We start from the raw sequence: 24,897 nt of genomic DNA, 5'->3' as shown, positions 1-24,897 counted from the left end.
ATGGGCGGTGATTTAGCCAGTTACGACCGATCCCTTATTTTCGGGGTCTACTCGACTATCAACGTAATTGTTTTCATGAGCGGCGTCTTGATTTTCATGATGCAAGCCGGGTTCATGATGCTCGAAACGGGCGGCATGTCGCGCAAGAACGCGATCAACAATATCTTTAAAAACTTTGTCGATGCCTGCGTGTGTGGCATCTTCTTTTACTGGTTCGGATATCCGATCCTGACTGGGGATTCCATTCTGGTCGACTGGATGCGCGAAATGGGATTTGCGCACACGACCGAGAATACCTCTCCCGGCCCGATTGTAACATTGAACGATGACATTTCGTTGTTTTTCAATTTTGCCTTCGCGGCCACATGCGTGACGATTTGCTCGGGCGCGGTCACAGGCCGAATTGCCCCCTACGCCTATCTTTTCTTTGGCGCTGTCTTCTCTGCCCTAATCTACCCCGTTGTCGCCTTTACGGTTTGGAACCCTGATGGGATGCTGTACGGCGTCATCCATGACTTTGCAGGCTCGCTCGTGGTCCACGGCCTTGGCGGGTTCGCTGGTCTCGCTGGCGCAATCATGTTGCGGCCCCGAATCGGTGAGTTCAACTTTGGCCGTGGTCAGATCGATTCCTATCGCTTTGCGGGGTCGTCGATCAGCAACGCCGCCCACAACATTCCAATCAGCGCGCTGGGTGTGTTTTTCCTGTGGATTGGTTGGTACGGTTTTAACGCAGGCAGCACCTTTGCTGCGGGTTTCGACCTGTCAGAAATTGACCTGAGCGCCACCCAAGACCAGCCCGACATGATCGCCAACGCGATCTTTGAGCAGCTAATTGGCGGGTTTGGTCAGGTCGTGATCAACACCACACTCGCACCATGTGCTGCGGTTTTCTCGGTGCTGGCCTTCTTTATGGTTACCCAGAACAAGTACAACATTTCTGATCTGATGAATGGGGCACTCGCGGGCCTCGTGGGCATCACCGCAAACGCCGACGCTGCGACCGCCCCAATCGCAGTTCTAATCGGTGTTCTGTCCGGCGCAGTTTATGTTATCGCCGTCATCTTTATGTTCCGCGCCAAAATTGACGATCCTATCGGCGCCTTCCCCGTCCACGGAGCGGTCGGCCTATTTGCGGGCGGCATGTTCGCACTGACAACGGGCGACATGGAACTGGGTCCGATCGTCTTTGGGACACAGATGTTCTATGGAGCGATGATCTGCTTGTTCGGCTTCCTATCCGCGCTCGTAACCTTCTGGGTGGCGTCACGCCTGATGTACGTGATCAAGAAACTGGGGAATTCGCAGTATTTCGACTACGGCCCGATGCCCCGCAACCACCTGCGCGTCACACCAGAGCAAGAGCTTGCCGGTATGGATCTGGAGCTTCACGGTCAGGACGCCTACTCGATCAACCTGACGGCCCCAGGCAAGGCAAAGACAACGTTCTAAGCCGGGACAACATCACACGACCCGAACGCGGCGCTCTCTGGGTGCCGCGTTTTCCTTTGGCGCACAAATGATCACATCATCCAAACACGAAAAAAGCGCCTCAAGGGCGCTTTCGAACATCATTGGAGGATGATGATGGTACCACCTCCCCGGCTCGAACGGGGGACCTCCTGATCCACAATCAGGCGCTCTAACCTACTGAGCTAAGGCGGCACTGGGGGTCATTTACCCCTAGCGAACTCGGATTGCAAGAAGCAGTATAACAAAAAATTCACATGATATTGCCAAGGGCCCGAACAGGGTTTACCCGCGATATTCAACAGGAAAACGGAGCCTTTCATGGGTATCAACACAGAACGCGACATCGAAGCCAGCTTGCAGATCGGGCCGACAGACAAGGGCATGATCCGCCTCTATATCGAAGCGGGTGACATGGAAATCCCGATGGACTTCACGCCGGATGAAGCTGAAGAAATCGTCGAGGAAATCCAGTCCGCCATCCAGACCGCCAAGGATCTGGCCAGCAAAGGCCGTCGCTGATCACAAACGCGGATCACGCAGGGTCTGAAGACGCAGTGCCGCGGTGCGGGCAAAGTCACGCGTCAGGACCTTGCGGCGGGCCGCAACGAGCGGCAGCGCATCTGGCATGCGAATAATCTCTGCGTCATAGGCATCTGCGATGATCAAACCTGTCCCTTCGGGCAGGAGATCCGTCGGGAAATCAGCGTCCACGGCCCAAAAAAATCGCTCGCAGTAGGGCAAATAGTTCTGCCACTTGGAATCACTTTGAAAATCTGCACGGCAAGATTTGCATTCCACGCACCAAAGCTCCCCTTTCTTTCCCATCCCCATGACGTCCATGCGCAGCCCGCGCGCGGGCACGAATTCGTCGAGGCAAGCAAAGCCGAGTTGCGCCAGATGACGCGCGACCCCGCGGGCCAAAAGCTGTCCTGGCTTGGGATCAATGGGAGTTTGGCTGGGAATAATCTGCATGTCGCTCAATATGAACATAAAGAGAACAAAATCAAGTCACATGCCCCCTTGTCGAAAGGGGTTTGTCACATTACCTGTGCTGCGTGGCGGGTGCTGCCCCTCTCGTATGTCGGTTTCATTCCGGTGGCCTTAAGCAAATCCGAGGGAGCTGGCTCTGTTCTGGCCCTGGCCTGATTACCTGGCGCCCACCTGTATATACAGGTCCTCGGGAATGCAAAAACCTAGACGGTCGCGCGCGGGCCCGCCACACCTTACCCTTTGAATACGCTTCATTCTTCTTACAATCTGGCACAAAAAAGGGGGCGTTGCCCCCGTCGCGCGATGCGCGACTCCCCCAGAGTATTTTTACAAAGGTGAAAGCGCGATTGGCGTGAACCTCAGATGTGGCGGCGCTTGCGCTGCTCGTCCGTGCGCACAGGGATCGGCGCATATTCGCGGACAAAAGCGTGCTGGCGTGGGCCACGCGGCGTGTCATCGTCGTCGGCCAAACGCATGATCGAGATACCGAACTGCACCCCTGCGAAAACAATGCCGTTAAAAATCCAAAGCATGGTCACAGCCAGAAGACCGCCGGTCGAGTGAGTGACCAAATGCCAAAGGTTTGCGACGTTCAAAGTAAGGAGCGCGGCAACAAAGACGGCAGACAGGCCGAAGCCCATGATCACTTGGCTGATATAGAGACGTACGAGCTTAGGCATTTTGCATCTCCTGTGCTTTGCACAAGAAAGGTAGTGCGGCACGGAGGGAGTGTCTACCTGATCAAGCGGATAATGGGCGAAATCGCGCCGTTGTGACACGTCTTGATGTGACAGAAAAACCCGGCTGCGAAGACCGCGCCGGGTTTAAGTGCCTAAATCGCCTCAGCTGATCAGAAGGCTTCGGGTCGCATCTCGCGGGCGATGTGATCAAGAACCGCGTTTACGAAACCGGCTTCCTTGCCCTCTGGGAAGAAGGCGCGGGCTACGTCGACATATTCGGTGATCACCACTTTGGGCGGTGTTTCTTTGGCTTGGAACTCGCCACCAGCGGCACGGAAGAGCGCGCGCAGAGTAGTGTCGATCCGGCCCAGGGGCCATTTCGCAACGAGCGCGCGGTCGGTGCATTGGTCGATCCGCGCCTGCCAGTTCACAGCCGCTTCGAGGATGGTCGAGAACAAGTCAATATCACCGTCGATGAGCTCTTCGCCGTCGATCTCTGCGCCAAAGCGCAGGTCCAGAAACTCTGCCTTAACGCGGTCGTACGACAGGCCGGTCAACTCCATCTGGTAGAGAGCCTGCACCGCGTACAGACGGGATGCCGAGCGCATCTTGCGCTTCTGGTTGCCAGACAGGGGTGCGGAATCTGTGGTCATCGGGTCAGCCTGAAGATGGGGTTAAGCGATGCGGTAACTGTCATCCTCGGTGGGCATGAAGCCAACGCCACGCTTTGAGCCGCCCCAGTTACGCGCCAATGCGATCAAATGCAAGGCCGCAGCCGCCGCTCCGCCACCTTTATTCTGCCCGTCCGGTTCCGCGCGGACTTCGGCCTGTTCGCGGTTTTCCACGGTCAGGATGCCGTTTCCGATGCAGTGCCCCGATAGACCCAGCAGGGTGATCCCGCGCGAGCTGTCGTTGCAGACGGTGTCGTAGTGGGTCGTCTCGCCACGGATCACGCAACCCAAGGCCACGTAGCCATCGTAGTTGGCCAGACGTCCGGCCATGCCGATCGCGGTGGGGATTTCCAGCGCGCCCGGTACCTCGACCGTCTCGTGGGTGCCCCCAGCGGCTTCAATCTCGGCGCGGGCGCCAGCGATCAGGTTGTCCGCGATGTCCTTGTAATAGGGCGCGACGACGATCAAGATTTTGACCGGCTTGTCGAAAGTCGGGCGCTCTAGAGTGTAGTGCTGTTCATTGGCGGCCATCAGTTTGCCTCCGGAATTTTGCGGGTGCCGGTGATTTCGATGCCGTAAGCATCAAGGCCGATCACCTTTGGGGTGGGCGAATTGGTGAGAAGGGTCAGCTGTTTCAGGCCCAGATGGGTCAAGATCTGAGCCCCGAGGCCATACTGGCGCAGGGTTTGGGGGCTGGTCCCGCCGCCAAGCTGCATAGTCAAGTCGCGGAGCAAGACGATGACACCCCTGCCCTCTTCGGCAACCATCTTCATTGCCGAGCTGAATTCAAAGGCGCGGCCTTTGGGGCCCGTACCCAGCATATCGAGCATAGGATCAAGTGTGTGCATACGGGTCAGGACCGGGGCGTCGCCCGAGATGTCCCCTTTGATCAAAGCAATGTGCTGTGCGCCTTGGGTCGTGTCCGTGTAGACCCGCATGGTCCACTCACCACCGAATTCAGAGGTGATGGTGCTCTCACTCTCTACCTTGACCAGATTGTCGTAGCGGCGGCGATAGGCGATCAGGTCGCTGATCGTGCCGATCTTTAGGCCATGCCGTTGAGCAAAGGCCACCAGATCAGGCAGACGCGCCATGGAGCCGTCGTCATTCATGATCTCGCAGATCACACCAGAGGGGTTCAGGCCAGCCAGACGGGCCACGTCGGTCGCGGCTTCGGTGTGGCCTGCGCGGACCAGAACGCCGCCATCGCGGGCGCGCAGGGGGAAGATGTGTCCGGGGGTCGCGATGTCGGCAGCCGTTTTGCTGGAATCAATCGCGACCGCCACAGTCCGGGCGCGGTCATGGGCGGAAATGCCGGTGCTGACGCCTTCGCGCGCTTCGATCGACACGGTGAACGCGGTTTCGTGGCGCGAGGAATTGGTGGTCGCCATCAACGGCAGACCCAGCGCATCAATCCGTTCGCTGTTCAGCGTCAGGCAGATCAGGCCCCGCGCGTGGGTGGCCATAAAATTGATGACCTCGGGGGTGCACATCTGCGCGGGGATGCAAACGTCGCCCTCGTTCTCGCGGTCCTCGTGATCCACCAGAATATACATGCGGCCGTTGCGGGCATCCTCGATCACATCCTCGATCGGAGAAATTGCGTCGCGCAGGTTCTCTTCGACGGGGCCGGGTGTTTCAAAACGACTGTTTTCGGACATACCGTCTCTCCTTCATCGTGTACCGCGCAGATAACGCAGCGCGCCGCCCCGAACCACCCGAAGGTATGGGGTGCGGCGCTGCGTCCCGATACGGTGTAGCACGTTTCCGCCCCTACTCTTGATCTCTCTTGAGCCACGCGTCCAGAGAGGATCCGGTCCGACGTTCCATCCATTGAATTTCAGACACCATCGCACTTCGGAATTGGGCGCTGATTTCAGGATGTTTCCGACGCGAGCGCAGACGAGCTAGCATCTCGGGCACGATGCTTTGGCGTTCACGCGGCACAAAAGGCAGGAGGTCATCGTAAGGCGAAACGCCAAGGAACTTGGCAATCCGTCTTACGGTCATGCGCGGTTCCCGCTCTGCGTCCTCGGCGATGAGGATCAGGACGTTGTCTTGACCGAACAGAATATCCACCGGCTCGATCATCTGGCGGTATTGGCTGCCCGTCGCGTAACAGAGGAAAGGAGAGGCCCCAGCCTTGATCCGCTCTGGCTCGATTTCCAACGCAGTGTCAAAACTGGTCTGCGGCTCAACGCCCAATTCCACGTTGTGCGCGTGGGCGTGAAAGGCACGGCTGACCGGTGCCTCGAGGACAAAGATCAGCTTGGCGTCGGGATTCGCCTTGTAAATGCGGCGCGGCGCTTCGGGGACAAGGCTATAGAGGGTCGAACCATCCCCGCGTTTGCGCTCTCCTGCAGGCTGGAATGATCGCAAGTACTCTTCGGGCGATGTCACCAGATCCACCAGTCTCGGGTCCTGACCCCAGTCGAGATCACCCGACAGGTCAGGCAACGCATGCAATCCCAGTTCACGCCGCGCGGGCATGAACAGCTCAGGATGCTGGCTCAGCCAACGCCATAGCTGCGCGGCCGACCGACTTGGCGGACCCATCAAAAAGAAGTCGGGGTGACGCAATGGTGTGCTCTCGGGTTTCCTCAATCTCGTCGGTCAGATCGTGCCAAACCCTCCGACCGAATGAGAGAGAGGAAAAAGGATAATCACAGCTAACCTTTGAAACGCCAGAGAGCGGGCAAAAACCTGTAGCTGCCGCCTTCGCGCATCACATGCCCCACGCCCGGAAAGGGAAAGTGGTACCCGACAACGGTCAGGCCATCCTCGGCTGCGCGATCCAGCAGGGTTTGACGCGTGGCGACGGTTTGATCCCCGTCCATGTCAAACCCATTAAACCAGTCGGGATGAGCAAAGTTAGTATACGCGTGATTCATGGAATCACCAAGCGCGACAAGCTGTTGGCCGCCGCTTTCGACATGCACAGATATGTGACCGGGGGTGTGACCGGGTGTTTCCATCACGGTGACGCCCGGGCAAATTTCATCGCCATCCGCCACAAGGGTCCACTCGGCCCCATCAACATTCAGACTGTTCACTGCGCCCACAACGAATTGCTGCATTTCGGCAGGCGAAGACGCGGCAAGCCCATCCTGTAGCCAAAACGCATGTTCAGCCGCACCAATAAAATACTGTGCGTCGGGCAAGATCGCCTCGTCAAAGTCATCGCGGATGCCCCAGATGTGGTCGGGGTGTGCGTGGGTGATGACCACATGGGTGATGCTGTAAGGATCAATGCCCGCCGACTCGAGGTTCGTCATCAGGCGCCCCGCCGTGGGCATGAATCGGTTGCCAGACCCCACATCTACCAGAACCCGCGCGTCACCAATATCGATCACAAGGTGGTTGGTGTGGGACAGACTGGTGTCGGTGGGCAGATAATGCGCCGCGAGAAAGGCTTGCACCTCTTCGGGGTCGGCATTGATCCCCAGACCGCTGGCGGGCGTCTCGAAGAACCCATCAGAGATTACGGTGATCTGTGCCTCGCCGATGGCAAAGCTGAAATGGCTGGGATTGTCCGACGCAGGCGCGCCGATCTGCGCTTTGGGCGCTGTCGCGGTCAGTGCAAAAGCGGGCGCCATCGCAGAGAGCTTGAGCAATTCGCGACGGCTTGGTTTGAAATGTGCCATGGTATTCCTCCCTGTTCGGAAAGAACCCTAGCGCAAACCTGTCACATCACAATACAGGATATGAATATGTGCAGGTGTTATTCCCACTCGCGCAGGCGCGCCACGTAGCGGGCCAGCGTGTCGATCTCGAGGTTGATCTGCTGTCCGACGAACACACCGCCCCACGTCGTTACCTGCTTGGTGTGCGGGATAAAGTTGATACCGAAATCGCAGCCGTTCACCTCGTTTACGGTCAGCGAGGTGCCGTTCAGCGCGACCGATCCTTTGGGCGCAATGTATTTGGCCAGCGTTTCGGGGGCGCGCAGAGTGACACGGGTGCTGCCGCCATCCTCTTCGATCTTGACCACTTCGGCGACGCCGTCCACGTGGCCAGACACGATGTGCCCCCCCAGCTCGTCGCCCACCTTGAGCGCGCGCTCTAGGTTCACGCGTTTATCGACGGCCCATTCGCCGATGTTGGTTTTCGAGATGCTTTCGGCGCTGATTTCAACGTCGAACCAGTTTGGCCCCATTTCAACCACGGTTAGGCAGCAGCCATCGCATGCGATCGAGGCACCCAAATCCACAGTGTCCATGTCGTACACCGTCTCGATTCGCGCGCGCAGGCTGTCGCCCTGCTCGAGCTCTGCGATGCGGCCCATGTCGGTAATAATGCCTGTGAACATGAAGAACCTCCGTAGTTTCTAGGCGGAGGTAGCGGTTTAACCGCCTTTTCTCAAGCGTGTGTCAGAGTTTCTGCTTATTTTTGCCAACGCGGTCCCATAGAAAGGACTGAATATTGTACGTTATTGAGTAGATGACCCAAATTACAAACTCTGACCGCACTTTCCTGTTTCTACAGGGACCCCACGGGCCATTCTTTGCCCGTCTGGCAGAGATGTTGTGCCACGCAGGCGGAAACGTTTTGCGCGTTGGCTTTAACGCGGGCGATGCCGCGTTCTGGCGGGATAAATCGACTTACATCGCCTTTAACCAGCCACAGGACGCGTGGCCCGCATTCGTTCGTACCTTGATCGCCGAGAGAAAGGTCACTGACATCGTGCTCTATGGCGATGTCCGGTCGATCCATGCCAACGCAATCGAGATTGCCAAGGACGCAGGCCTGACCGTTCACGTATTCGAAGAGGGGTACATGCGCCCCTACTGGATCACGTACGAGCGCGGGGGCAGCAACGGCAATTCGCGACTGATGGAGATGACCGTTCCGGAAATGCGCGAGGCTTTGGCGGGCATAGATCAAGATGCCCCCCTTCCCCCCGCGAAATGGGGAGACATGCGTCAGCACGTTTTCTATGGGGCGCTTTACCATTGGTATGTGATGTTCCGGAATGGCGACTACAGGAACTTCCGTGCCCACCGCGACATCCCCGTGGCCGAAGAGTTCCGCCTGTATCTGCGCCGGTTATTGTTGATGCCTGCGCAATGGTTGGAGCGTGTGCTGGCCACAGCCCGCGTGCGCCGCGGCGGCTTTCCCTACCATGTGGTGCTTTTGCAGCTGGCCCATGACAGCAGCTTTCAGGCGCACTCTTCCTTTGGGTCCATGCGCGAATTTCTAGAGACGGTGATTGACGGGTTCGCCAAGGGCGCCCCCCAGCATCATCATCTGGTGTTCAAGGCCCACCCGCTCGAGGATGGGCGCGTTCCGATCCGCGCGGACATCCGCGACTTGGCCCGCAAGCTCGGGGTCGAAGGGCGTGTCCACTATCTGCGCGGGGGCAAACTCGCCGCGCTTTTGAATGATGCGCGCAGCGCTGTGACTGTCAATTCAACCGCTGCGCAGCAGGTGTTGTGGCGCGGTATGGCCCTTCGGGTCTTTGGCCGTGCGGTCTATGACAAGCCTGAATTCGTCAGCACCCAGCCCCTGCCGGAATTCTATGCGCAGCCGTCGCGACCTGATCTTCGGGCTTACAAAGATTACCGCCGCTATCTCCTTGAGACTTCTCAGGTGGGCGGCGGCTTTTATTCGGCCCAAGGGCGCAGACAGGTGCTACGTCAGGTCGTTGATATGATGCTGATGACCGATGACCCTTATGATGCGCTTCTGCACGGGACCGCGGCACCTCGGCAACATCTTCGCATCGTGCAATAACTGTTGACGACCGAAATGCTGGCTTTTTGATTGCTTTTCCGCTAGCTTCTTCAAAAAACAAGGCAAAAATCATAGGTCGAGGAGACCTGAGCAGTGAAGAATACAACGTCGCGTCTGTTGCGTGGGGTCTTGTTGGCCGCAGTAACACTCAGTGTGGCCTCGTGCGGCTTGCCCCGCTCCGGCCCCTCTAAAAACGAGATTTTCGAAGGCTCTGTCATGCGGAGCGGCGATGCCTTTGTCGTGAGCGTGAACTCCCGAGTGACAAGAGCCACATCTGTCACCCCTGCCCTCGGTTTTTCTGATGAATTCATCAATGCCGGCGTCGTCGGATCTGATACGATCCGCCCCGGTGATACGCTGGGCCTGACGGTCTGGGAAAACGTAGATGACGGCCTGCTGTCCGGTGCCGAAGGCAACGCGACCACCCTGCAAGAAGTGCAGGTTGATGGCGCAGGTTTCATTTTCGTGCCCTATGCGGGCCGGATCAAAGCAGCGGGGAACACCCCCGAGGCGATCCGCCGAATCATTACAAACCAGCTCGAAGAGCAGACCCCTGACCCGCAGGTCGAGGTTCGCCGTCTTGCCGGTGATGGCGCCGCTGTTTCCGTAATCGGATCAGTCGGTGGCCAGGGTCTATACCCGATCGAACGCCCGAGCCGCACTCTGTCGGGCATGCTGGCCCGCGCAGGCGGCATCACGATCGAGCCTGAAATTGCCCAGATCACAGTCGTACGCGGCAACCAACAAGGCGAAGTCTGGTTCCAAGACATCTTCGACGACACTCGTCTTGATATTGCCTTGCGCAATGGCGACCGCGTTCTGGTCGAGCAAGACACCCGCAGCTTTACCTCGCTTGGCGCGACGGGCAACCAGACCCGCGTTCCGTTCGAAAGCCAGACCATCTCGGCGATCGAGGCGATCGCGACTGTGGGCGGTCTGCAAACCAACGCGGCTGACCCGACTGGCGTTTTCGTCTTCCGCAACGAGCCCGCTGAAATCGCAAATATGGTTCTCGGCCGTGACGATCTGGTCGGCGACCAGCGCCTTGTCTACGTGCTCAACCTGACCGAACCCACCGGCATGTTTGAAGCCCGCGACTTTGCGATCCGCGACGAGGACACCCTGTACGTCACCGAAGCGCCGTTCGTCCGTTGGAACAAAACCATCAGCGCCCTGCTTGGCGGTCTGAACTCTGTGAACTCTCTTGCAGGAGCGGCCTCCGGTCTCGGCGGCTAAGTTCTTGGACGAGTCCAGCATCCATAGCACCGCCGGGGGCAACACCTCTCGGCGGTGTTTTGCATCCAGCCTAACCTTGCTGACCGATGCGCGGATCAAGCGCATCCTGACGCTCGCGGGCTATGCGCCTTGCTTGGGCTGGCCGTCGCCGCAGGATGCGGTGCTGACGTGGGGGGCTGGTCACACGGCAGAGCGTGGCGCGCGCATGTGTGCTCGCACGGGTGCGGAAGAAATCCATCTGGAGGATGCGTTCCTACGTTCGGTTCAGCCGGGCCGCGCAGGGGATCCGCCGCTTGGGTTGCTGATTGATACAGAGGGCCTGCACTTTGATCCTGCACAGCCCTCGGCCTTGGAACGGATCCTGAAGCATGAGCCGCTGGACAACACCGCACTTCTGGACCGAGCCAGGGCCTGCATGGCGCGGATGCGGGCGCTGCACCTGTCAAAGTACAACGCTTATGACCCGACCGTTCAGGGTCCCGCAGCGGGTTACGTTCTGGTGGTGGACCAAGTGGCTGGCGATGCCTCTTTGCGCGCCTCGAACGGGGATCGGAACCGGTTTCTGGAAATGCTTTGGGATGCGATCGAGGAGCACCCCGGCCAGCGCATCGTCATCCGCACACACCCCGAGACCGCCGAAGGCCACCGCAGCGGCATGTACGGGCCTGACGATTGCAATGACCGCGTGTCCCTGTGCGACGATGCCATCAGTCCGTGGCACCTGCTAGAGGGCGCGACAGCGGTCTATACCGTCTCGTCCCAACTGGGGTTCGAGGCGATCCTTGCAGGGCACCGCCCCCACGTCTACGGCCAGCCCTTTTACGCGGGTTGGGACCTGACCGAAGACCGCGTACCGCTGGCGCGGCGTCAACGCCGCCTGACCCCGGCACAGCTCTTTGCGGCGGCAATGATCCTGTACCCCACGTGGTACGACCCCTACACCGACCAGCTTTGCCCTCTCGAACGCGTGCTCGACACGCTCGAGGCAGAGACCCGCGCATGGCGCGAGGATCGGATGGGGTGGGTCGCCTCGGGGATGCGGCTGTGGAAACGCGGCACGCTGGCCAAATTCTACGGGCACGGGGCGGGCATTCGCTTTGCCGATGATCCGGAAAAGGCCGTAGAACTCAGCGCCGAAACGGGCCGAGAGTGGATGGCGTGGGCGGGGAAAACCGAGCCCGATTGGGAAGTTACGCGGGTTGAGGACGGGTTCCTGCGGTCCCGCGGGCTTGGTGCGGAACTGGTGCCGCCGCTGTCGCTGGTGACTGACAGGCGCGGGATTTACTATGATCCCACCCGCAAAAGCGATCTGGAGACGATCCTCAACAACTCGACCGGCCTGCGGCGGGACCAAATCGACCGCGCCGAGCGGCTGATCGAGACCCTGATCGCGCAAAACATCAGCAAGTACAATTTGGACGGGGACCTCCCCGATCTGCCCGCACGGCCGCTCATTCTGGTGCCAGGTCAGGTGGAGGATGACGCGTCCATCCGCCTCGGTGCTGGGGTCGAAAAGACCAATCTGGCTCTGCTGCAACGGGCGCGGATGGAAAACCCCGACGCCACAATCTTGTTCAAGCCCCACCCCGACGTCGAAGCGGGCCTGCGCACCGGCGCCATTCCTGAGGATCACATGGCAGAACTGGCCGATCTGGTGGTGCGCGGAACGGACCCTGCGGCCCTGCTGGCGCAGGTCGATCAGGTTTGGACCATGACCTCGACCCTCGGGTTCGAGGCGCTGCTGCGCGGGGTGCCTGTCACGACCCTTGGCGCGCCGTTCTACGCGGGCTGGGGCCTGACACGAGATTTGGGGCCAGTCCCCACACGCCGCCGCGCGCGACTGACCCTGCCAGAGTTGGTGCACGGCGCGCTGATCTGTTATCCGCGTTATTTCGATCCGCTGACGGGCCGCCCCTGCCCCGTCGAAGTGGCCGTCGCACGGCTGGCAACCGGCCAAGGTCCAAGGGCTGGCCTGTCCCTGCGTCTATTGTCCAAAGCCCAAGGGTTGCTGGCAGGCTACGCCCACCTTTGGCGCTAGATCACCGCCTTCGCAGCCAGCGGTGCAGCACGTCGGGCCCGATGGGGCGTGTCTCGACCAGATCAAAGCGCGGCGCCTCTGCCAAGGCATCAAGCCCCATCGCGCCAATGGCCGGTTGCCCCTCGGCCCCCAGTGCAAGACCGGCTGTATACCCGACCAGTTCATCCACCAGATCCGCTTGCAAGAGTGAGCCCGCCAACGCACCGCCACCCTCGCAAAAGACGCGCGTGAGGCCATGATCGCCAAGGCCCTGCAGCACGCTTTGCACATCCACACGGCGACCGTCCAGCGCGCATTCCACGAGTGTTGCGCCCTGATCACGCCAAGGCGCCAGTGTGTCTTCGGGCAGGTTTGGCCCGTGGCACAGGATCATTGGGACCTCAGGGATGCTCTGCCACATGCGGCCTGCGCGGGGCAAATCCAGCTTGCGCGAGACGATGACGCGCGTCGGTTGGTGGCTGACGCCCAGGTCGCGCACGGTCAATTGGGGATCGTCGGCGCGGGCTGTGCCGCCACCGACCATGACCGCGTCATGGCGCATCCGCATTCCGTGGACATGTCGGCGCGCCGCAGGCCCCGTGATCCACTGGCTTTCGCCCGAGGCCGTGGCGATCCGGCCGTCGAAACTGCTGGCCAGCTTGAGGGTGACTCTGGGTCGACCTTTGGCTAAGCGCAGGAAAAAGCCAGACAAATCCTCTAGCGCTTCGGCCTCCATCAGGCCGGTTTCGACGGCGATACCTGCGTCTCGAAGCTTGGCGATGCCCTGCCCTGCAACGCGCGGGTCCGTGTCCGTTGCAGCGATGACAACGCGGGCCACACCCGCCTCGATCAAGGCGTTCGCACAGGGCGGCGTTTTGCCGAAATGAGCGCAGGGCTCTAGCGTGACATAAGCGGTGGCGCCACGCGCTTCAGGGCCCGCTTGGGTCAGCGCCACAACCTCTGCGTGCGGTCTACCGCCGGGCTGGGTCCAGCCACGACCGACGATGCGCGCACCGTGGACCAGCACGCAGCCGACGGCGGGATTGGGCCACGCATTGCCCATACCCCGACGCCCCAAAGACAGGGCGAGCGCCATGAAGCGCCGGTCTTGATGTCGGTCGATCACTCTGTTGTGGGCTCTGCCGGAGCGGTCGGACGCAGCTCGCTGACAAACTTGTCAAAGTCATCCGCCGCTTGGAAGTTCTTGTAAACGCTAGCAAACCGCACATAGGCAACGGTATCGATGCGGGCCAACGCCTCCATCACGATCTCGCCGATCATTTTGGACGGGATGTCCGTGTCGCCAAGGCTTTCGAGACGGCGCACGATGCCAGAGATCATCTGATCCAGACGCTCGGGCTCCACGGGGCGCTTCTGGGCCGCGATGCGGATCGAGCGTTCCAGCTTGTCGCGGTCGAAATCCTCGCGGCGGCCAGAGGTTTTCACGACCACCAAATCGCGCAGCTGTACACGCTCATAGGTTGTAAATCGACCACTGCACGACGGGCAGAAACGTCGACGTCGGATCGCCACGTGATCCTCTGCAGGACGGGAATCCTTCACCTGAGTGTCGACACTTCCACAGAACGGGCAGCGCATGGCAATTTCCTTTGTTCAGACCGCTGAATTGGGGGCGCCGCCCCAGTTATCCACAGGCACTATAGGACTGCCTCTACAATTTGGGTAGAGCTTTCTTGATCCCCCTATATGCGGCCTGCACTTTCGTCTTAGCCCTGAATCAATTTTGCAACGACTTCGCGGTGATGGGGGCGATCTCGGTGTAGCGCGACAGAGTTTTTTGCAGTGTTTTGCACAGTTATTTGCAGCAAACGGTTTTTAGTTCGAGCCTGTCGCGGCCTCCATCAAATAGCGGCTTTAACACCTCATGAAAGCCGCCTTTAAAGATCGCATTTATTCACTCAGCTTCAAAACAGCATCCAGAACGAACTTGCTGATCCTTTTATGCATCTTCGCGCCGGGATGCGTTCCATCCGGCACCAACGTTGACCAGTTCTGCCCGGGGTACGCACCCATTTCAAACATGTGGTCGATGATGGGCCAGCATCGATGCTTTGCGAGTGCAATCAGTGCGTCTCGCTGTGCGAGAAGGTGCGCTTCATGTTCTGTAGAGCTGCCTCCACGCCACGGGCTGAAGTTAGTCATCAATACAACGACAGCCTCGGGGTTTTGCTCGAACAGCCGATCAGTAAGCCAGTTGATCGCCCCGAGGTACTCATTTCGGCGGCGACTGGTGATGTCTCCGATTGCTGCGATCTCAGTGTCACGGTCGTTGTACATGTGATCTAGGATCAAGATGTCAGGAGTGTGGGACAAAATCTTAGTTTGATAGCTGAAAGACGATACGTCACCAGTAGCGCCGAATAGGTCTTGAGTGCGAGCCAACTCGTCAGGGGTGACAGAAATCGCTGCCAGTGTAGTGTATGTGGGGGGTTCGATGATCCCAGATTGAGCTTGCCCCGCCATGTAATCTGTGATGAATGCAGTCGCATCGACAGGGACGCTATCGACCTCAACGGAGTTTGAGTCCACAATAGCTGTAATAGTATAGTTTCGGTTCAGATCGTCATAGTATGATGCCTCATCAGCACTATCTCGGCAGGAGAAGAAACCGAAGCGATCCCCCACAGTGTCTAGGCCGATACTAGCCAGAGTACTGTCAAACGTGATCCGATTAGTTGATGCTACTGCGTCACCTGTGACGTTGTACAGGGCGCGTGGGCGACCTGAGAGCGGTGTGGATCGTGGGAACACCACACCAGACGAACCCTGAGCTTCATTCACAACGTAGGCTCCAGTATACTGTTGTAGAAGCTCTACCCATCCAAGGCCACCTTCCTGCCGTGCGCCTGCCCCTGTAGTGATAGACGTTCCGCAGACGACAATGGTCTTGTCCTCCAAACCTTTCACAAAAGGGGCAGGAAGTCTGGCGATCCGGTTGTTTGCGTCCAGCGACGGGACACCACCGGCCACGTCGCGCGCAACTACAGCGGTGTACTGAGTGCCGTAAAAGTTAACCAGAGGGCCGTAACCGTTGTTGATTGCCGTAGCCGGCTGGGACGATCCCTCGCTGGCGAAGATTGCAGTTATTGATGTGTCGGAGGTGTTGCCAAAGCGGAGTCGCTCAATCACATCAATAGTACCAGCGTTCGTAGGATTGCTGACCTGACGAACAGTTCGCCCAATGCTGCGAACAACAATGGTATCATTTGGCCGCATCAGGACGTTCAAACCCTCGACTGTCAGCGCAGCGGTGTTCGTCGGGGTCTCTGCGTCGTACTCACCGATGTAATCCACGAGGTAGTAATTTGTGCCGCCGTCATCTGTACGGACATGGAATAGCTGCACGGTGGCGCCGGTGGGCGCGTCGTCAGGATCGGATGCCTGCGAGAACGGGAACAAAACGTCAATGCGGTTTACGACAGTAGGGGTCGTGAAAATGCCATCCTGTCCTATGTAGCGGTAGCCCCAAGCCTGTGCATCGTTTCCGAGGGTACCTCCAGAGTATGCTTGCGCATCGTCAATGTCCAAGCCGCTATGGGGGGTCGCTGACACTGCCGCATTTACGGTGTTGAGTCGCTTGGCGCGGTTAGGCGCTAACTGATCATTGTCAGCATCAGTGGTGCTATACGCGTCAACGGCAGTAACGGTCACATCAGAGTTGTAGGGGGTGCGGTAGCCGACAAATTCTTGAGGCGCAACGAAGGACTGCTTAGGCATGCGGGCCCCTGCGTACTCAAGAGCGTCACCGCCGCTATTTGCGTAGAGCGAGATATAGCCCACGTCAGCACCTGTGGCGACAAAGTCCTCACCATCAACAGTGCCAGACAGTCCTGCAGCAACCGCCGCACTAATTGTCGTATCCGCGAAGCGCTTATCTGCCGCTGCGAACGCACCAGCAGCATCACGCGCGGCTTCAGCTTGAGCAATGGCCACGTCAATCGCATCAGGGCTTCTAGCGGCCAACTGATCCGCGATTTCCCCCTCTGAGGCCATCTGAACAGACAGGTCTGCAATCGAAATTCGCCCTGTGCCCCCAGCTGAGTTCGCCATCACCTCAGTGGCATAGGAAACAGTGTTCAAAAAAGTGGTCTTGATGCCTGACATTGTGGCCCCCTTGCTCGTTGAGCAAGAAGTGCCACACGTGCGGCATTTAGAGCATCCGCTAGGGCTTGCGGGGTTTAGCGCACGGCGACGAGGAAGGGGCCTTGAGGCGTCGAGCGAACGCCTGCTTCACTCTCTACCAGAACCCAGAAATATCCAAGCCCCGCGTCCAAGGAAGAGGACGACGCAACCCGCAAAGAGGCATTGTCGAACGCCCCTTCGAACGCGCCCGCCACATATGCGATCGAGGTGGGGTTCACAGGTGCGGTGAGTTCGCCGAAGTGGCTGCCTGTGCCCGAGGTTGCCTCGACATCCGAGCCATCCCCGCGCAGTTCAACGGATATGTTGCCCGCCGCGATCTCGCTCGTGACGTCCAGCGACCAGACATAGGTTTTACCGGGCACGAGGCTGACCGACTGGATCAGAGCGCCATCCACCACAGGGTCTGGCGGGGTATGCACGGCCTCGCCTGAAGCCACTGACCAACCGTCGCCGAACTGCCAGTTTGAAACGCTGTTAAACGCCCCGTTAATGATCAGGTTCGGCTGCGCGGTGCCGACGTTGAACGTGACGCTGCCACTGGCCGCGATGGACACCAGACCAGACACGTCGGTCGCCAGAGACACAACAGATGTTGCCCCCCGGAGGACCCGAATACCTGCGCGCAGCGCGTCTTCCGGTGCGGTGCACGAGACCGCGATCGTGCCGTAGCCCGGAGTGATCGCGACGTCCGAGAGGGCCTCAGGGATATCAGTCGCGCCGACCGTGATTTCCGAGATGTCAGAGACCCCGCTCAGGGTGCCATCCGCAGACCGTGCCTCGACCGTCAGCTCGACCACGTTGTCCTTCGCATAGGCGTCGATCACAGCCGTCGCAGACGCCGCCGAAACCTCGACTGTTGTCCAGGTCGTAGCCCCGCTCAGGCGGTGGCTTAGGAGGTAGACATCCACCACACCCGCTGAGCCATAGCCCGGCGCCATGGTGACAATGATCTGGCCCGCGGCCGCCGTCTGCTCGATGCCCGACAGGATCGCGCTGAAGTAGGGCACTGCAGGCACAATGGTTGACAGATCGAGGGCATCGCCGATGGCCGCGTCCCATGCTGGGGGCACCTCTGCGTCGGTGAGCGCATCGATTTCAGGGGCGGCGGGGACGAGGCGGAACACGCGCGACATCTCGGCCCCAGCCTCTTCGGCGCGGATCCGCATCATGTGGCTTTCCGTCTCGATCTCGCCGAAGTGAACAAGCATGCCGACCTCAGGCAGATCGCCTTCTCCCAGAACGCGCAGCGCGCTCCGCTGACCCGCTACGGTTTGGACAGATCGCACGACGGATTGGCCCACGGTATCGGCCTCGTCAAACACCCGGAAGCGGATGCCGTAGTCGGCACCGGAGACCATCTCGACCGCCGTATCGAGCACGACCAGAGCGCCGCGCACCTCGCGCACACGGGCGGCAATCTGGGTGCGGGTGATCATGTCGATCGACACCGCGACCTGATCCCCACGGGTGGCCGTGCGGGCCATGCCGCTCTGCACACAGGTCAGCTCGTCGGCGCGGTGCAGCAGCTCATACTGGCGGCGGCGGGCCTCGATCCACACCTCATCGGGGTTGGTTTTTCCGGGCAATTCCAGCGTCTCGGTCAGATCGATCGAGCCCTCATAGCCGGGCCACGGCACGATGCGCTCGGCCATCTCATAGTTGTTGGTCTCGTCATAGAAGGGCACGCGGAACGCATGGGGCGGATCGAAATAAGTGCGGGTCCACTGAAACGAGGACGCGTTGCGCGGGCTCAGCTCGTCGACCACCAGATCCGAGGGGGCATCGATCACCACTGTCCAGCGCAGACCATCGTGGCGCGGGTTTGCGCGGCCGGCTGCGCCGATCTGGCGAAGGACGTCCCCGAGGGGCTCGCCCACCTCATGGATAAAGTCGTAGCTCAAACCTTTGGCCTCGCAGAAATCATACCAGGTCTGGAGCGCGTCCCAGTCGATCTCTGCATCCGTGGCAGGGAACGGGTTCATAGGACCGCGCAGGGCATGGAGCATCGCGGCGGCGGGATTGCGGGTCACGCTGCCATCAATCCATTCGGTGCCGTCCCATGTGGGGGCGACACGGGACACGAGTGCGTTGAGGTTGTCGAGCTGACCATTCAGCTGATGGGTCGCACGGACGCGCACGGCCACCAGCGCAAGGGGCTTTCCGAAGGCGATAGGGTACTCGGGGCGATGGGATTGCAGGGCGGCAAGAGCGGTGGTGCTCACCTTCGTCGGAACCTTTTTCGTCCCAACGCTTTCGGGGGTCATGCGGGTGACCTCGATCTGCCAACGGCCACGGCTCGGCAAGTCCCATGTGTGGGCGCGGTAGAAGAGTTCGCGGCGATGGGCGCTGATGGTCAGGGTCTCGACCTCTTCCCACGCATCTGCGGAGGTCTGGCGCTGACGAATGCGCACGTCGACGGTTTCCAGTCGGCGGTCCCCATCGTCGTCAATCGTAAATAGACCCTGAGGGAAGCCGATGATCACAGTGCAGGCGGTCGCATTGGTGGCAGTCGAGCGCACAATAGGGCTTTCGACAGCTTCTTGGGCGGTGTCGGCGGTGCCAGTGGTGGTGCGGGGATACTCGCGCACCAACTCGACGCCCCCGGCGTCGGGGTCCTCAACGACCTGACGGGGATAGAGTGTAACCGGATCATCGTCGTCATACCCCTCGCGCACCTCGATCTGGACGTCCTCGTAGTCGTCGATCGACACGTCCCCGATCCGGATGTCCTCGATCGAGAGTGGCCCGTAGCCAAAGCAAAAGAGCGCTCTGACATACTGATCGTCACCGTAGATTTCCGTGTAGCTGGTGGCGGCGAAAGGCGGGGCCATCCGCATGCGGCCGAGTACATAGGGCACAGGCTCACCGGGCCGTGCGGTATTGGACCAGCCGTTGATCGAATAGGCGGACTGCTCGGAATAGGCCGACTGTGAGAGCGGCTTCACCTGCTGCGCGGGGACCAGTGCATTCACCAGCATGTTGCCGACAACTGACAGACCCGCAGCAAGGCCCGTGGCCAGCAAAGACTGCCCCAGACCGGCGGTCGCGATCATCTGACCAGCCCAAAACTGCCCAAGCGCAATCGCGCCGATGGCCACCACAGCACTCAGCACCGCTCGGGCGCCATCACCAGAGGGGATCAGCCGCAGAATGACCTGCATTCCAGTTTTGGGGCGGGTGAAGGCCCAGATGCCATGGGGCACCACATAGGCCCCAGCGGGGCTGGCTACGGTCACGCGCAGCTGCGCGCGATCCGACGGCGCAAGACCGGGCATCGCATAGTCGACGATCTGGGCAAGAGTTAGGCCCTCGGGCACATCAATCGACTCGCGGCCCACAGTGGGATCAAAATGGGGGGCGACCAGAACGGGGGTGAAAGCCATGTTCACGACCTCTTTAAATGACGATAAACGGCCACCAAACGGGTGCCCCAGACGATGCCATCGAAGCGGGCCAGCCGTGCCTGCCCGTCCTGATCGACGTGGAGCATCTGACCTGGTGCGACGAAGAGGCCGACGTGGGACGGGTAGCGCCCGCGCCGGAACAGCATGACATCAAGGGGCTGCGCCTTGGTGGCGGGGACTTCCTTCCAGCGGCTCTGGATACGCTCGCCTTCGATCAGAGCGGCGACCTCGGCCTGCTCGTCGATCGACATCCGGTGGCCGTCGTATCGCGGCAGGTTGACCCCCAGCTCATCGGCATAGACGTCGGCCACGAGGCCCCAGCATGTCAGGCCATAGGCCCCGACGTATTTGGCGGACCAGCTCACCGGAACAGCCCCGGAAATCGGTCTTTGGTAAAGCGATCCATGGGGATGGTCTCTTCCTCGATCGGGGCGCGGCTCAGCTGCAGAGAGACCTCGCCCGCGTCCACGACCGCCGAGACCAGCTTCAGGTCGCGGAACTCTGCCTCAACCACATCGGGGCTCGATGCGAGGACCACAGCGACGTGCACCGATGCCAAGCTGGTGAAACTCAACAGCAGCCCCGCGATATCGCGGCTCACATTCTCCAAAACGACCGACGCGGTGCTGGTGGCATCATCGAGATCAGAGGGCAGCTCTGCCGACGCCACCACGAAATAATACGGATCACTTTCGGGGTCAGCGTCCAGCCATGCCGAGCGGGTGCCATACATCAGCGGGTCTGATGACAGCCGCTCGGTCGGGTCCGTCGAGAGGCGGATCGGTGCGTCGAGGCCCGGATGCTCGAAGCAGAAGAGTGCCACTTCGACTTCGGCACTGTGCTCTTGCAGATGCGCATTCCGCGCGTTCAGAGAAAGGCGTCTCATGGCATCACCACGACAGAGAAGTTGATGTTGAAGGTCAGGCCCTGCATCGTCTCTTCCGGCAATCCATCTTGAGAAAAGAGACAGGTCCACGTGCGGGCCAAAGAGATGGGGTTGCCGCTTTCATCAAGCACGGGTGCGCCCTCATCGTCCAAGAGCTCCCAGCCGTCCGTGGTCGGATCGATCATGGTGAAGGGCAGCGTGCCCCATGCCAGCTCGTCCTGCCAGAACGCCTCGAAAACACTGCGTTGATCGCGGTCCATCCGCACGCTCATGGCGACCACGCTCACGACCGCCGAGGTGCGCAGCCGCGCCGAGGGCGGGCCGTACTCGGCCGCACGCATCTGGCGACCATCGAGCCAGGTCTTTGTATATGGTGCGCGAACTGGCTTTGGCAGTTCGCTCGGCCATGCTGCCAAAGTCATCGCAACGCCCCCCGCTTTTGAAGTCCGTAGCCCTGACGCATCACACGCCGCGCACCGCCGCCGGGTGTGTTCATGGCATCGCCCACCTGATCAGCGAGAACCATCTTGTAGGCCCGCTGGCCATTTGACCCTTGGGTCTCTTGGACGGTGCCGCTGACCTGCGCGCTCGACTGGTTGATGATCTGGAAGACCGGCGCACCATAGGCGGGCGCGGGTCCTGCGTTGTAGGCCCCGCCAGCGGCAAAGGCGGGCAACGCGCCACCGCTGTTGATCGCCTCCAACAGAGCGCGGTGCCGAGACGTGGCCTGTGCATTGACAATGAACTCGCCCGAGCTCAGCCAGCTCAGACCCTTGTCCGCTGTGCCATGCCCATCGGCGTAGAACATTCCGCCCTCCGCGTTCTGCGGGAACAGCGCCTTCGACAGCGACCCAAGAAGGCCATCACCCGCCGCGCCGAAGGCCGACCCGAAGGGACCCTCGCCGAGCAAGATTGCCTGCCACGCCGCATCCTCAATCGCAGAGGCCACGCGCTCGAAGCTGTCAGCGACAGCATCGCCGCCTTCTTTGAGGTCCATAATCAGGTCGTAGGATGTCGACTTGAACCAGTCTGCACGGTCCTGCAGTTCGGTCAGCTTCTGCTCTTCTTCGAGCAGCTTCTTTACCTCTGCGGTTTGCGCGGCCGTGGCATGGCTGAGCACATCGCGGTTCTGGATCAGCTCGCGCTGGATCGGGTCCATTTCCTTCAGGACCTCGACCTCTGTGCGCATACGGCCAATCAGCTTATCAACCGCCTCGGCCTGCTTCTTGGCATCATTCGCCGCAGACTTTGCACCGCTGCGCGCGGATCTCGCCGCCTCTGTTTGAGCCTTCTGCCATGCGACGAGCTCTTCGCGGTTGCGGGCCGTCTCTTCGGCATTCGAGATCGCCTCATCGCGGCGGGCATCCATCTGCTCGCGCAGGATCGGATCGAGGCCACTGGTGTCGACCTGGTCAAATCGCTCGGCCGCCAGCGCCCCCGCCAGAGCGACAGGATCGTCCCTGTATTCCAGCCGCAGTTCGCTCTCGCGCAGGCTGGCGATGCCTTGGGCATGCAGAGAGAGCATCCCGTTCACGGCCCTTTGGATTTCATCGGCCATGGCGGCTGCTTCGGCGCGACCCTTGGCGAGGTTCGAGGCGAGATCCACGTTGCCCGCCTGCACCAGCGCATCGACCACGGCAAGAGCCTGCTCTTTGAGCGCTTCGGACTGGACGCTTTCCTCAATCATCCGGCGCAGGGCTTCAGCCTCTTGCGCCGCCCGCTCTTCGGCCACCGCCTTGCTGTCTTCGCCGTATGTATTGATCAGCTGCGCAAGGTCGGCGCGGTCCTGCAGGGTGCGCAGAATTTCCCGTTCGGCCTCGACCTGTTTAATGGACTCTTGAACGCGCTCTTTACCGGCTTCCCAGATGCCTTTGATGCCGTCCCAGCCGTCCTGAACCTTCCCCCAGTTCTGCTGGATGGCTCCGAGGCTGGCGCGCAGATCGTCGAGGACCATGTTGATCTGGCCCACGAACGCGCGCTGCTCTTTGTTCATGCCTTCCCAGCCGCCCGCAGCGTCATACACAGCCGTCTTGAAGGTCTCGACCGCAGCGATCTGCTCATTCAGATCACCCTCGCCGCCCACCTGCCCGAGCATTGCTTTCAGCTCGTCGACCGTGTCACTGCGGCCCGTGCGCGCCGAACGGCGATCCGTGTCCCCATCAGGGCGGAACAGGCGGAACATCTGCCCGCCGTCCGAGAGCTCTTCCTTAAGCCCTTCCGCCGCATCCTTGGCGCGGGTCAGCATCTCATCGAGCGCGGCCTTCTCGGTCTCGCGTTGGAGCTGGATGACCTCGGGCGTAATCGCGCCATAGCGCTCTTTGAGGTCATCGAGATCCCGAGAGACCAGATCGCGGTATTCGCTGGTGGCGTCCTGCAGGCTCTCGATGCGGTCTTCGAGGCTTTCTGCCCCGCCAATGGCTCCGCTGAGCCACTGCACCATGGCGGCCCCCGCCGCGATCGAGCCGATGGTGATCAGGTTGATCGGGCTAAAGAGCGAGGTGAAGCCGGCCCAGAGCATCCGCGCCGCTCCTGCGGCCCCACGGCCACCGAAGGCCTGCGTGATCTGGGTGCCTTGCTGGATGGCCAGCTGCAGCGGGTTCTGCCCTGCGGCCATCATAACAATGATGTCGTTGAACTGCGCTGCCATGTTGCCGACAGACCCCGCGGCTGCAGTGCTCGACCGGCTGACCCTGTCCATGCCGTCAGCGGTGTCGCTGAGCGGTGCAGGCAGGCCTTTGGTGGTTTTGGCTGTTTCCGAGAGTGGCGCGTTGAAATCCGAGACACCGGCCCCGAGGCCTTTGGCCTCAGCGCCGAGCTTGGCAAAGATGGCGGTTTGATCCGCCGCCATCTTGTTGACCTGTGCCATTTCGGCTTCGAGGGCATCGGCAGACTTTGCGACAGCGCCGATCTCTGTCTTGGCCTGTGACCCGTCTGCGGTCAGTGATGCGTGCACGCGCAGCGTCATTTCAACCCTCGTTTAAAACTTCTTTGGCCCCTGCCTCGATATGCCTGACGGCCTGCCAGAGGTCCGGTGTCACCTCGATCCCTGCCATCCTGAGCCCCGCCTCTGCAGCGGAGTAGTCGAGCCCCTCGTGGATCACGCCCCCCATGGGGAAAACCGTGCGCCGCCACTGGGTCTGAACCGATAGAAAGGCCTCAAGGGCGGGAATATGACAGGGCCAGAGAGCGGCTTCCTCTTCGGGGCGCAGCAACGCGGGGTCGATCCCCCAGAATGCTGCGTCCTCGTCTGTTTCGGCTGCGGACCGTCCGAGCTGGCGCTGTGCCCAGGCACGGCCCGCAGCCTTTAGTTTCCCGCCAGTGCGCCGATGACGGTATTGCGGTAGGTGCGGATCAGCGCGATCCGGACATAAGGCAGCGCCAGCAACTGTTCTTTGACAGCCGCGGTGAAGGCGACGGGCTTTCCGTCCTCGTCTGCAAGGTCAAAGGCCCCACGCCAAATCGCATCACAAAACCCCCGCGACCCTTCGAGCGTGTTCATATCGAACGCCTCGGAAGCTTCATCATCAAGCACGGTAAAATCAGCTTTGAACGTCTGTTTTTCATAGTCATAGCCAGCGGGCACTTTGACGGTGACCTCGCGGGTGAACTTCGGGGCAGCTGCAATTTTAAACATATCGGGCCTTTA

23 protein-coding genes and 1 tRNA gene are annotated in these 24,897 nt (G+C 60.4%); 5 read left to right on the top strand and 19 right to left on the bottom strand.

Translation table 11 applies throughout. The annotated features are described in order from the left end of the window. Complete coding sequence (locus tag N4A58_RS06305) at window positions 1–1,449, top strand: hypothetical protein (RefSeq protein WP_293708422.1); 1,449 nt, start codon at window positions 1–3, stop codon at window positions 1,447–1,449. A gap of 136 nt (window positions 1,450–1,585) precedes the next feature. Here the strand turns inward: N4A58_RS06305 and N4A58_RS06300 are convergent. Beyond that, a tRNA-His gene (locus N4A58_RS06300) sits at window positions 1,586–1,662 on the bottom strand. Window positions 1,663–1,788: 126 nt separating this feature from the next. On the opposite strand from N4A58_RS06300, the gene N4A58_RS06295 reads away from it, so the two are divergent. Beyond that, the gene (locus N4A58_RS06295; RefSeq protein ID WP_293708421.1) at window positions 1,789–1,989 is read left to right on the top strand and encodes a DUF6324 family protein; all 201 of its coding nucleotides are present in this window, start codon (window positions 1,789–1,791) and stop codon (window positions 1,987–1,989) included. Here N4A58_RS06295 and N4A58_RS06290 read toward each other — a convergent pair whose 3' ends face one another. The 8 genes from N4A58_RS06290 to N4A58_RS06255 all read right to left on the bottom strand — a co-directional run bounded on the left by N4A58_RS06290 (window position 1,990) and on the right by N4A58_RS06255 (window position 8,120). After that, entirely contained in the window at window positions 1,990–2,442 is a 453-nt protein-coding gene (locus N4A58_RS06290; protein ID WP_293708420.1) for an MmcB family DNA repair protein, read from the bottom strand. A 377-nt stretch (window positions 2,443–2,819) separates the two neighbouring features. Next, window positions 2,820–3,140, bottom strand: a complete 321-nt coding sequence (locus tag N4A58_RS06285) for a hypothetical protein (RefSeq protein WP_293708419.1) — start codon at window positions 3,138–3,140, stop codon at window positions 2,820–2,822. A gap of 170 nt (window positions 3,141–3,310) precedes the next feature. Then, the gene (gene nusB, locus N4A58_RS06280) at window positions 3,311–3,793 is read right to left on the bottom strand and encodes a transcription antitermination factor NusB (RefSeq protein ID WP_072705834.1); all 483 of its coding nucleotides are present in this window, start codon (window positions 3,791–3,793) and stop codon (window positions 3,311–3,313) included. A gap of 21 nt (window positions 3,794–3,814) precedes the next feature. Then, complete coding sequence (locus N4A58_RS06275; RefSeq protein ID WP_293708418.1) at window positions 3,815–4,342, bottom strand: 6,7-dimethyl-8-ribityllumazine synthase; 528 nt, start codon at window positions 4,340–4,342, stop codon at window positions 3,815–3,817. Then, window positions 4,342–5,472, bottom strand: a complete 1,131-nt coding sequence (gene ribB / locus N4A58_RS06270) for a 3,4-dihydroxy-2-butanone-4-phosphate synthase (RefSeq protein WP_293708417.1) — start codon at window positions 5,470–5,472, stop codon at window positions 4,342–4,344. Before ribB ends, N4A58_RS06275 begins: the two co-directional genes overlap by 1 nt. A 112-nt stretch (window positions 5,473–5,584) precedes the next feature. After that, window positions 5,585–6,301: a hypothetical protein gene (locus tag N4A58_RS06265; RefSeq protein ID WP_293708416.1), complete on the bottom strand. Its 717-nt coding sequence runs from the start codon at window positions 6,299–6,301 to the stop codon at window positions 5,585–5,587. Between the two features lie 179 nt (window positions 6,302–6,480). Further along, window positions 6,481–7,455, bottom strand: a complete 975-nt coding sequence (locus tag N4A58_RS06260; protein ID WP_293708415.1) for an MBL fold metallo-hydrolase — start codon at window positions 7,453–7,455, stop codon at window positions 6,481–6,483. 77 nt (window positions 7,456–7,532) lie between these two features. After that, on the bottom strand, window positions 7,533–8,120 hold the full coding sequence (locus tag N4A58_RS06255) for a riboflavin synthase (RefSeq protein ID WP_072705829.1): 588 nt from the start codon (window positions 8,118–8,120) through the stop codon (window positions 7,533–7,535). Window positions 8,121–8,251: 131 nt separating this feature from the next. Here N4A58_RS06255 and N4A58_RS06250 point away from each other — a divergent pair, with 131 nt between their 5' ends. From N4A58_RS06250 to N4A58_RS06240, 3 genes are all read left to right on the top strand, one after another. Next, entirely contained in the window at window positions 8,252–9,544 is a 1,293-nt protein-coding gene (locus N4A58_RS06250) for a capsule biosynthesis protein CapA (protein WP_293708414.1), read from the top strand. Between the two features lie 93 nt (window positions 9,545–9,637). Next, window positions 9,638–10,780, top strand: a complete 1,143-nt coding sequence (locus tag N4A58_RS06245; protein ID WP_072705827.1) for a polysaccharide biosynthesis/export family protein — start codon at window positions 9,638–9,640, stop codon at window positions 10,778–10,780. Between the two features lie 4 nt (window positions 10,781–10,784). Continuing rightward, complete coding sequence (locus N4A58_RS06240; protein ID WP_293708413.1) at window positions 10,785–12,818, top strand: capsular polysaccharide biosynthesis protein; 2,034 nt, start codon at window positions 10,785–10,787, stop codon at window positions 12,816–12,818. Between the two features lies 1 nt (window position 12,819). Here N4A58_RS06240 and ribD read toward each other — a convergent pair whose 3' ends face one another. The 10 genes from ribD to N4A58_RS06190 form a co-directional block, all read right to left on the bottom strand. Beyond that, window positions 12,820–13,920: a bifunctional diaminohydroxyphosphoribosylaminopyrimidine deaminase/5-amino-6-(5-phosphoribosylamino)uracil reductase RibD gene (ribD, locus tag N4A58_RS06235; RefSeq protein ID WP_293708476.1), complete on the bottom strand. Its 1,101-nt coding sequence runs from the start codon at window positions 13,918–13,920 to the stop codon at window positions 12,820–12,822. Next, complete coding sequence (gene nrdR, locus N4A58_RS06230; protein ID WP_072705825.1) at window positions 13,920–14,396, bottom strand: transcriptional regulator NrdR; 477 nt, start codon at window positions 14,394–14,396, stop codon at window positions 13,920–13,922. The genes ribD and nrdR overlap by 1 nt, the downstream gene beginning before the upstream one ends. Window positions 14,397–14,708: 312 nt before the next feature. Continuing rightward, the gene (locus N4A58_RS06225; RefSeq protein ID WP_293708412.1) at window positions 14,709–16,922 is read right to left on the bottom strand and encodes an SGNH/GDSL hydrolase family protein; all 2,214 of its coding nucleotides are present in this window, start codon (window positions 16,920–16,922) and stop codon (window positions 14,709–14,711) included. 74 nt (window positions 16,923–16,996) lie between these two features. Next, the gene (locus N4A58_RS06220; protein WP_293708411.1) at window positions 16,997–20,344 is read right to left on the bottom strand and encodes a phage tail protein; all 3,348 of its coding nucleotides are present in this window, start codon (window positions 20,342–20,344) and stop codon (window positions 16,997–16,999) included. Between the two features lie 2 nt (window positions 20,345–20,346). Continuing rightward, entirely contained in the window at window positions 20,347–20,730 is a 384-nt protein-coding gene (locus tag N4A58_RS06215; protein ID WP_293708410.1) for an NlpC/P60 family protein, read from the bottom strand. Beyond that, the gene (locus N4A58_RS06210; RefSeq protein ID WP_293708409.1) at window positions 20,727–21,251 is read right to left on the bottom strand and encodes a hypothetical protein; all 525 of its coding nucleotides are present in this window, start codon (window positions 21,249–21,251) and stop codon (window positions 20,727–20,729) included. The genes N4A58_RS06215 and N4A58_RS06210 overlap by 4 nt, the downstream gene beginning before the upstream one ends. Beyond that, window positions 21,248–21,673, bottom strand: a complete 426-nt coding sequence (locus N4A58_RS06205) for a hypothetical protein (RefSeq protein ID WP_293708408.1) — start codon at window positions 21,671–21,673, stop codon at window positions 21,248–21,250. Before N4A58_RS06205 ends, N4A58_RS06210 begins: the two co-directional genes overlap by 4 nt. Continuing rightward, window positions 21,670–24,216 (bottom strand): phage tail length tape measure family protein, encoded by a 2,547-nt coding sequence (locus N4A58_RS06200; protein ID WP_293708407.1) that lies wholly within the window; start codon window positions 24,214–24,216, stop codon window positions 21,670–21,672. The genes N4A58_RS06205 and N4A58_RS06200 overlap by 4 nt, the downstream gene beginning before the upstream one ends. A 1-nt stretch (window position 24,217) precedes the next feature. Beyond that, entirely contained in the window at window positions 24,218–24,463 is a 246-nt protein-coding gene (locus N4A58_RS06195; protein WP_293708406.1) for a DUF1799 domain-containing protein, read from the bottom strand. A 92-nt stretch (window positions 24,464–24,555) separates the two neighbouring features. Further along, entirely contained in the window at window positions 24,556–24,885 is a 330-nt protein-coding gene (locus N4A58_RS06190; protein WP_293708405.1) for a hypothetical protein, read from the bottom strand. Window positions 24,886–24,897: the final 12 nt, after the last annotated feature.

This window comes from Donghicola sp. (assembly GCF_025210255.1).
Lineage (GTDB): Bacteria > Pseudomonadota > Alphaproteobacteria > Rhodobacterales > Rhodobacteraceae > Donghicola > Donghicola eburneus.
The sequence above is the reverse complement of the archived record's forward strand: the minus strand, read 5'-3'. Positions and strand labels throughout refer to the sequence as shown.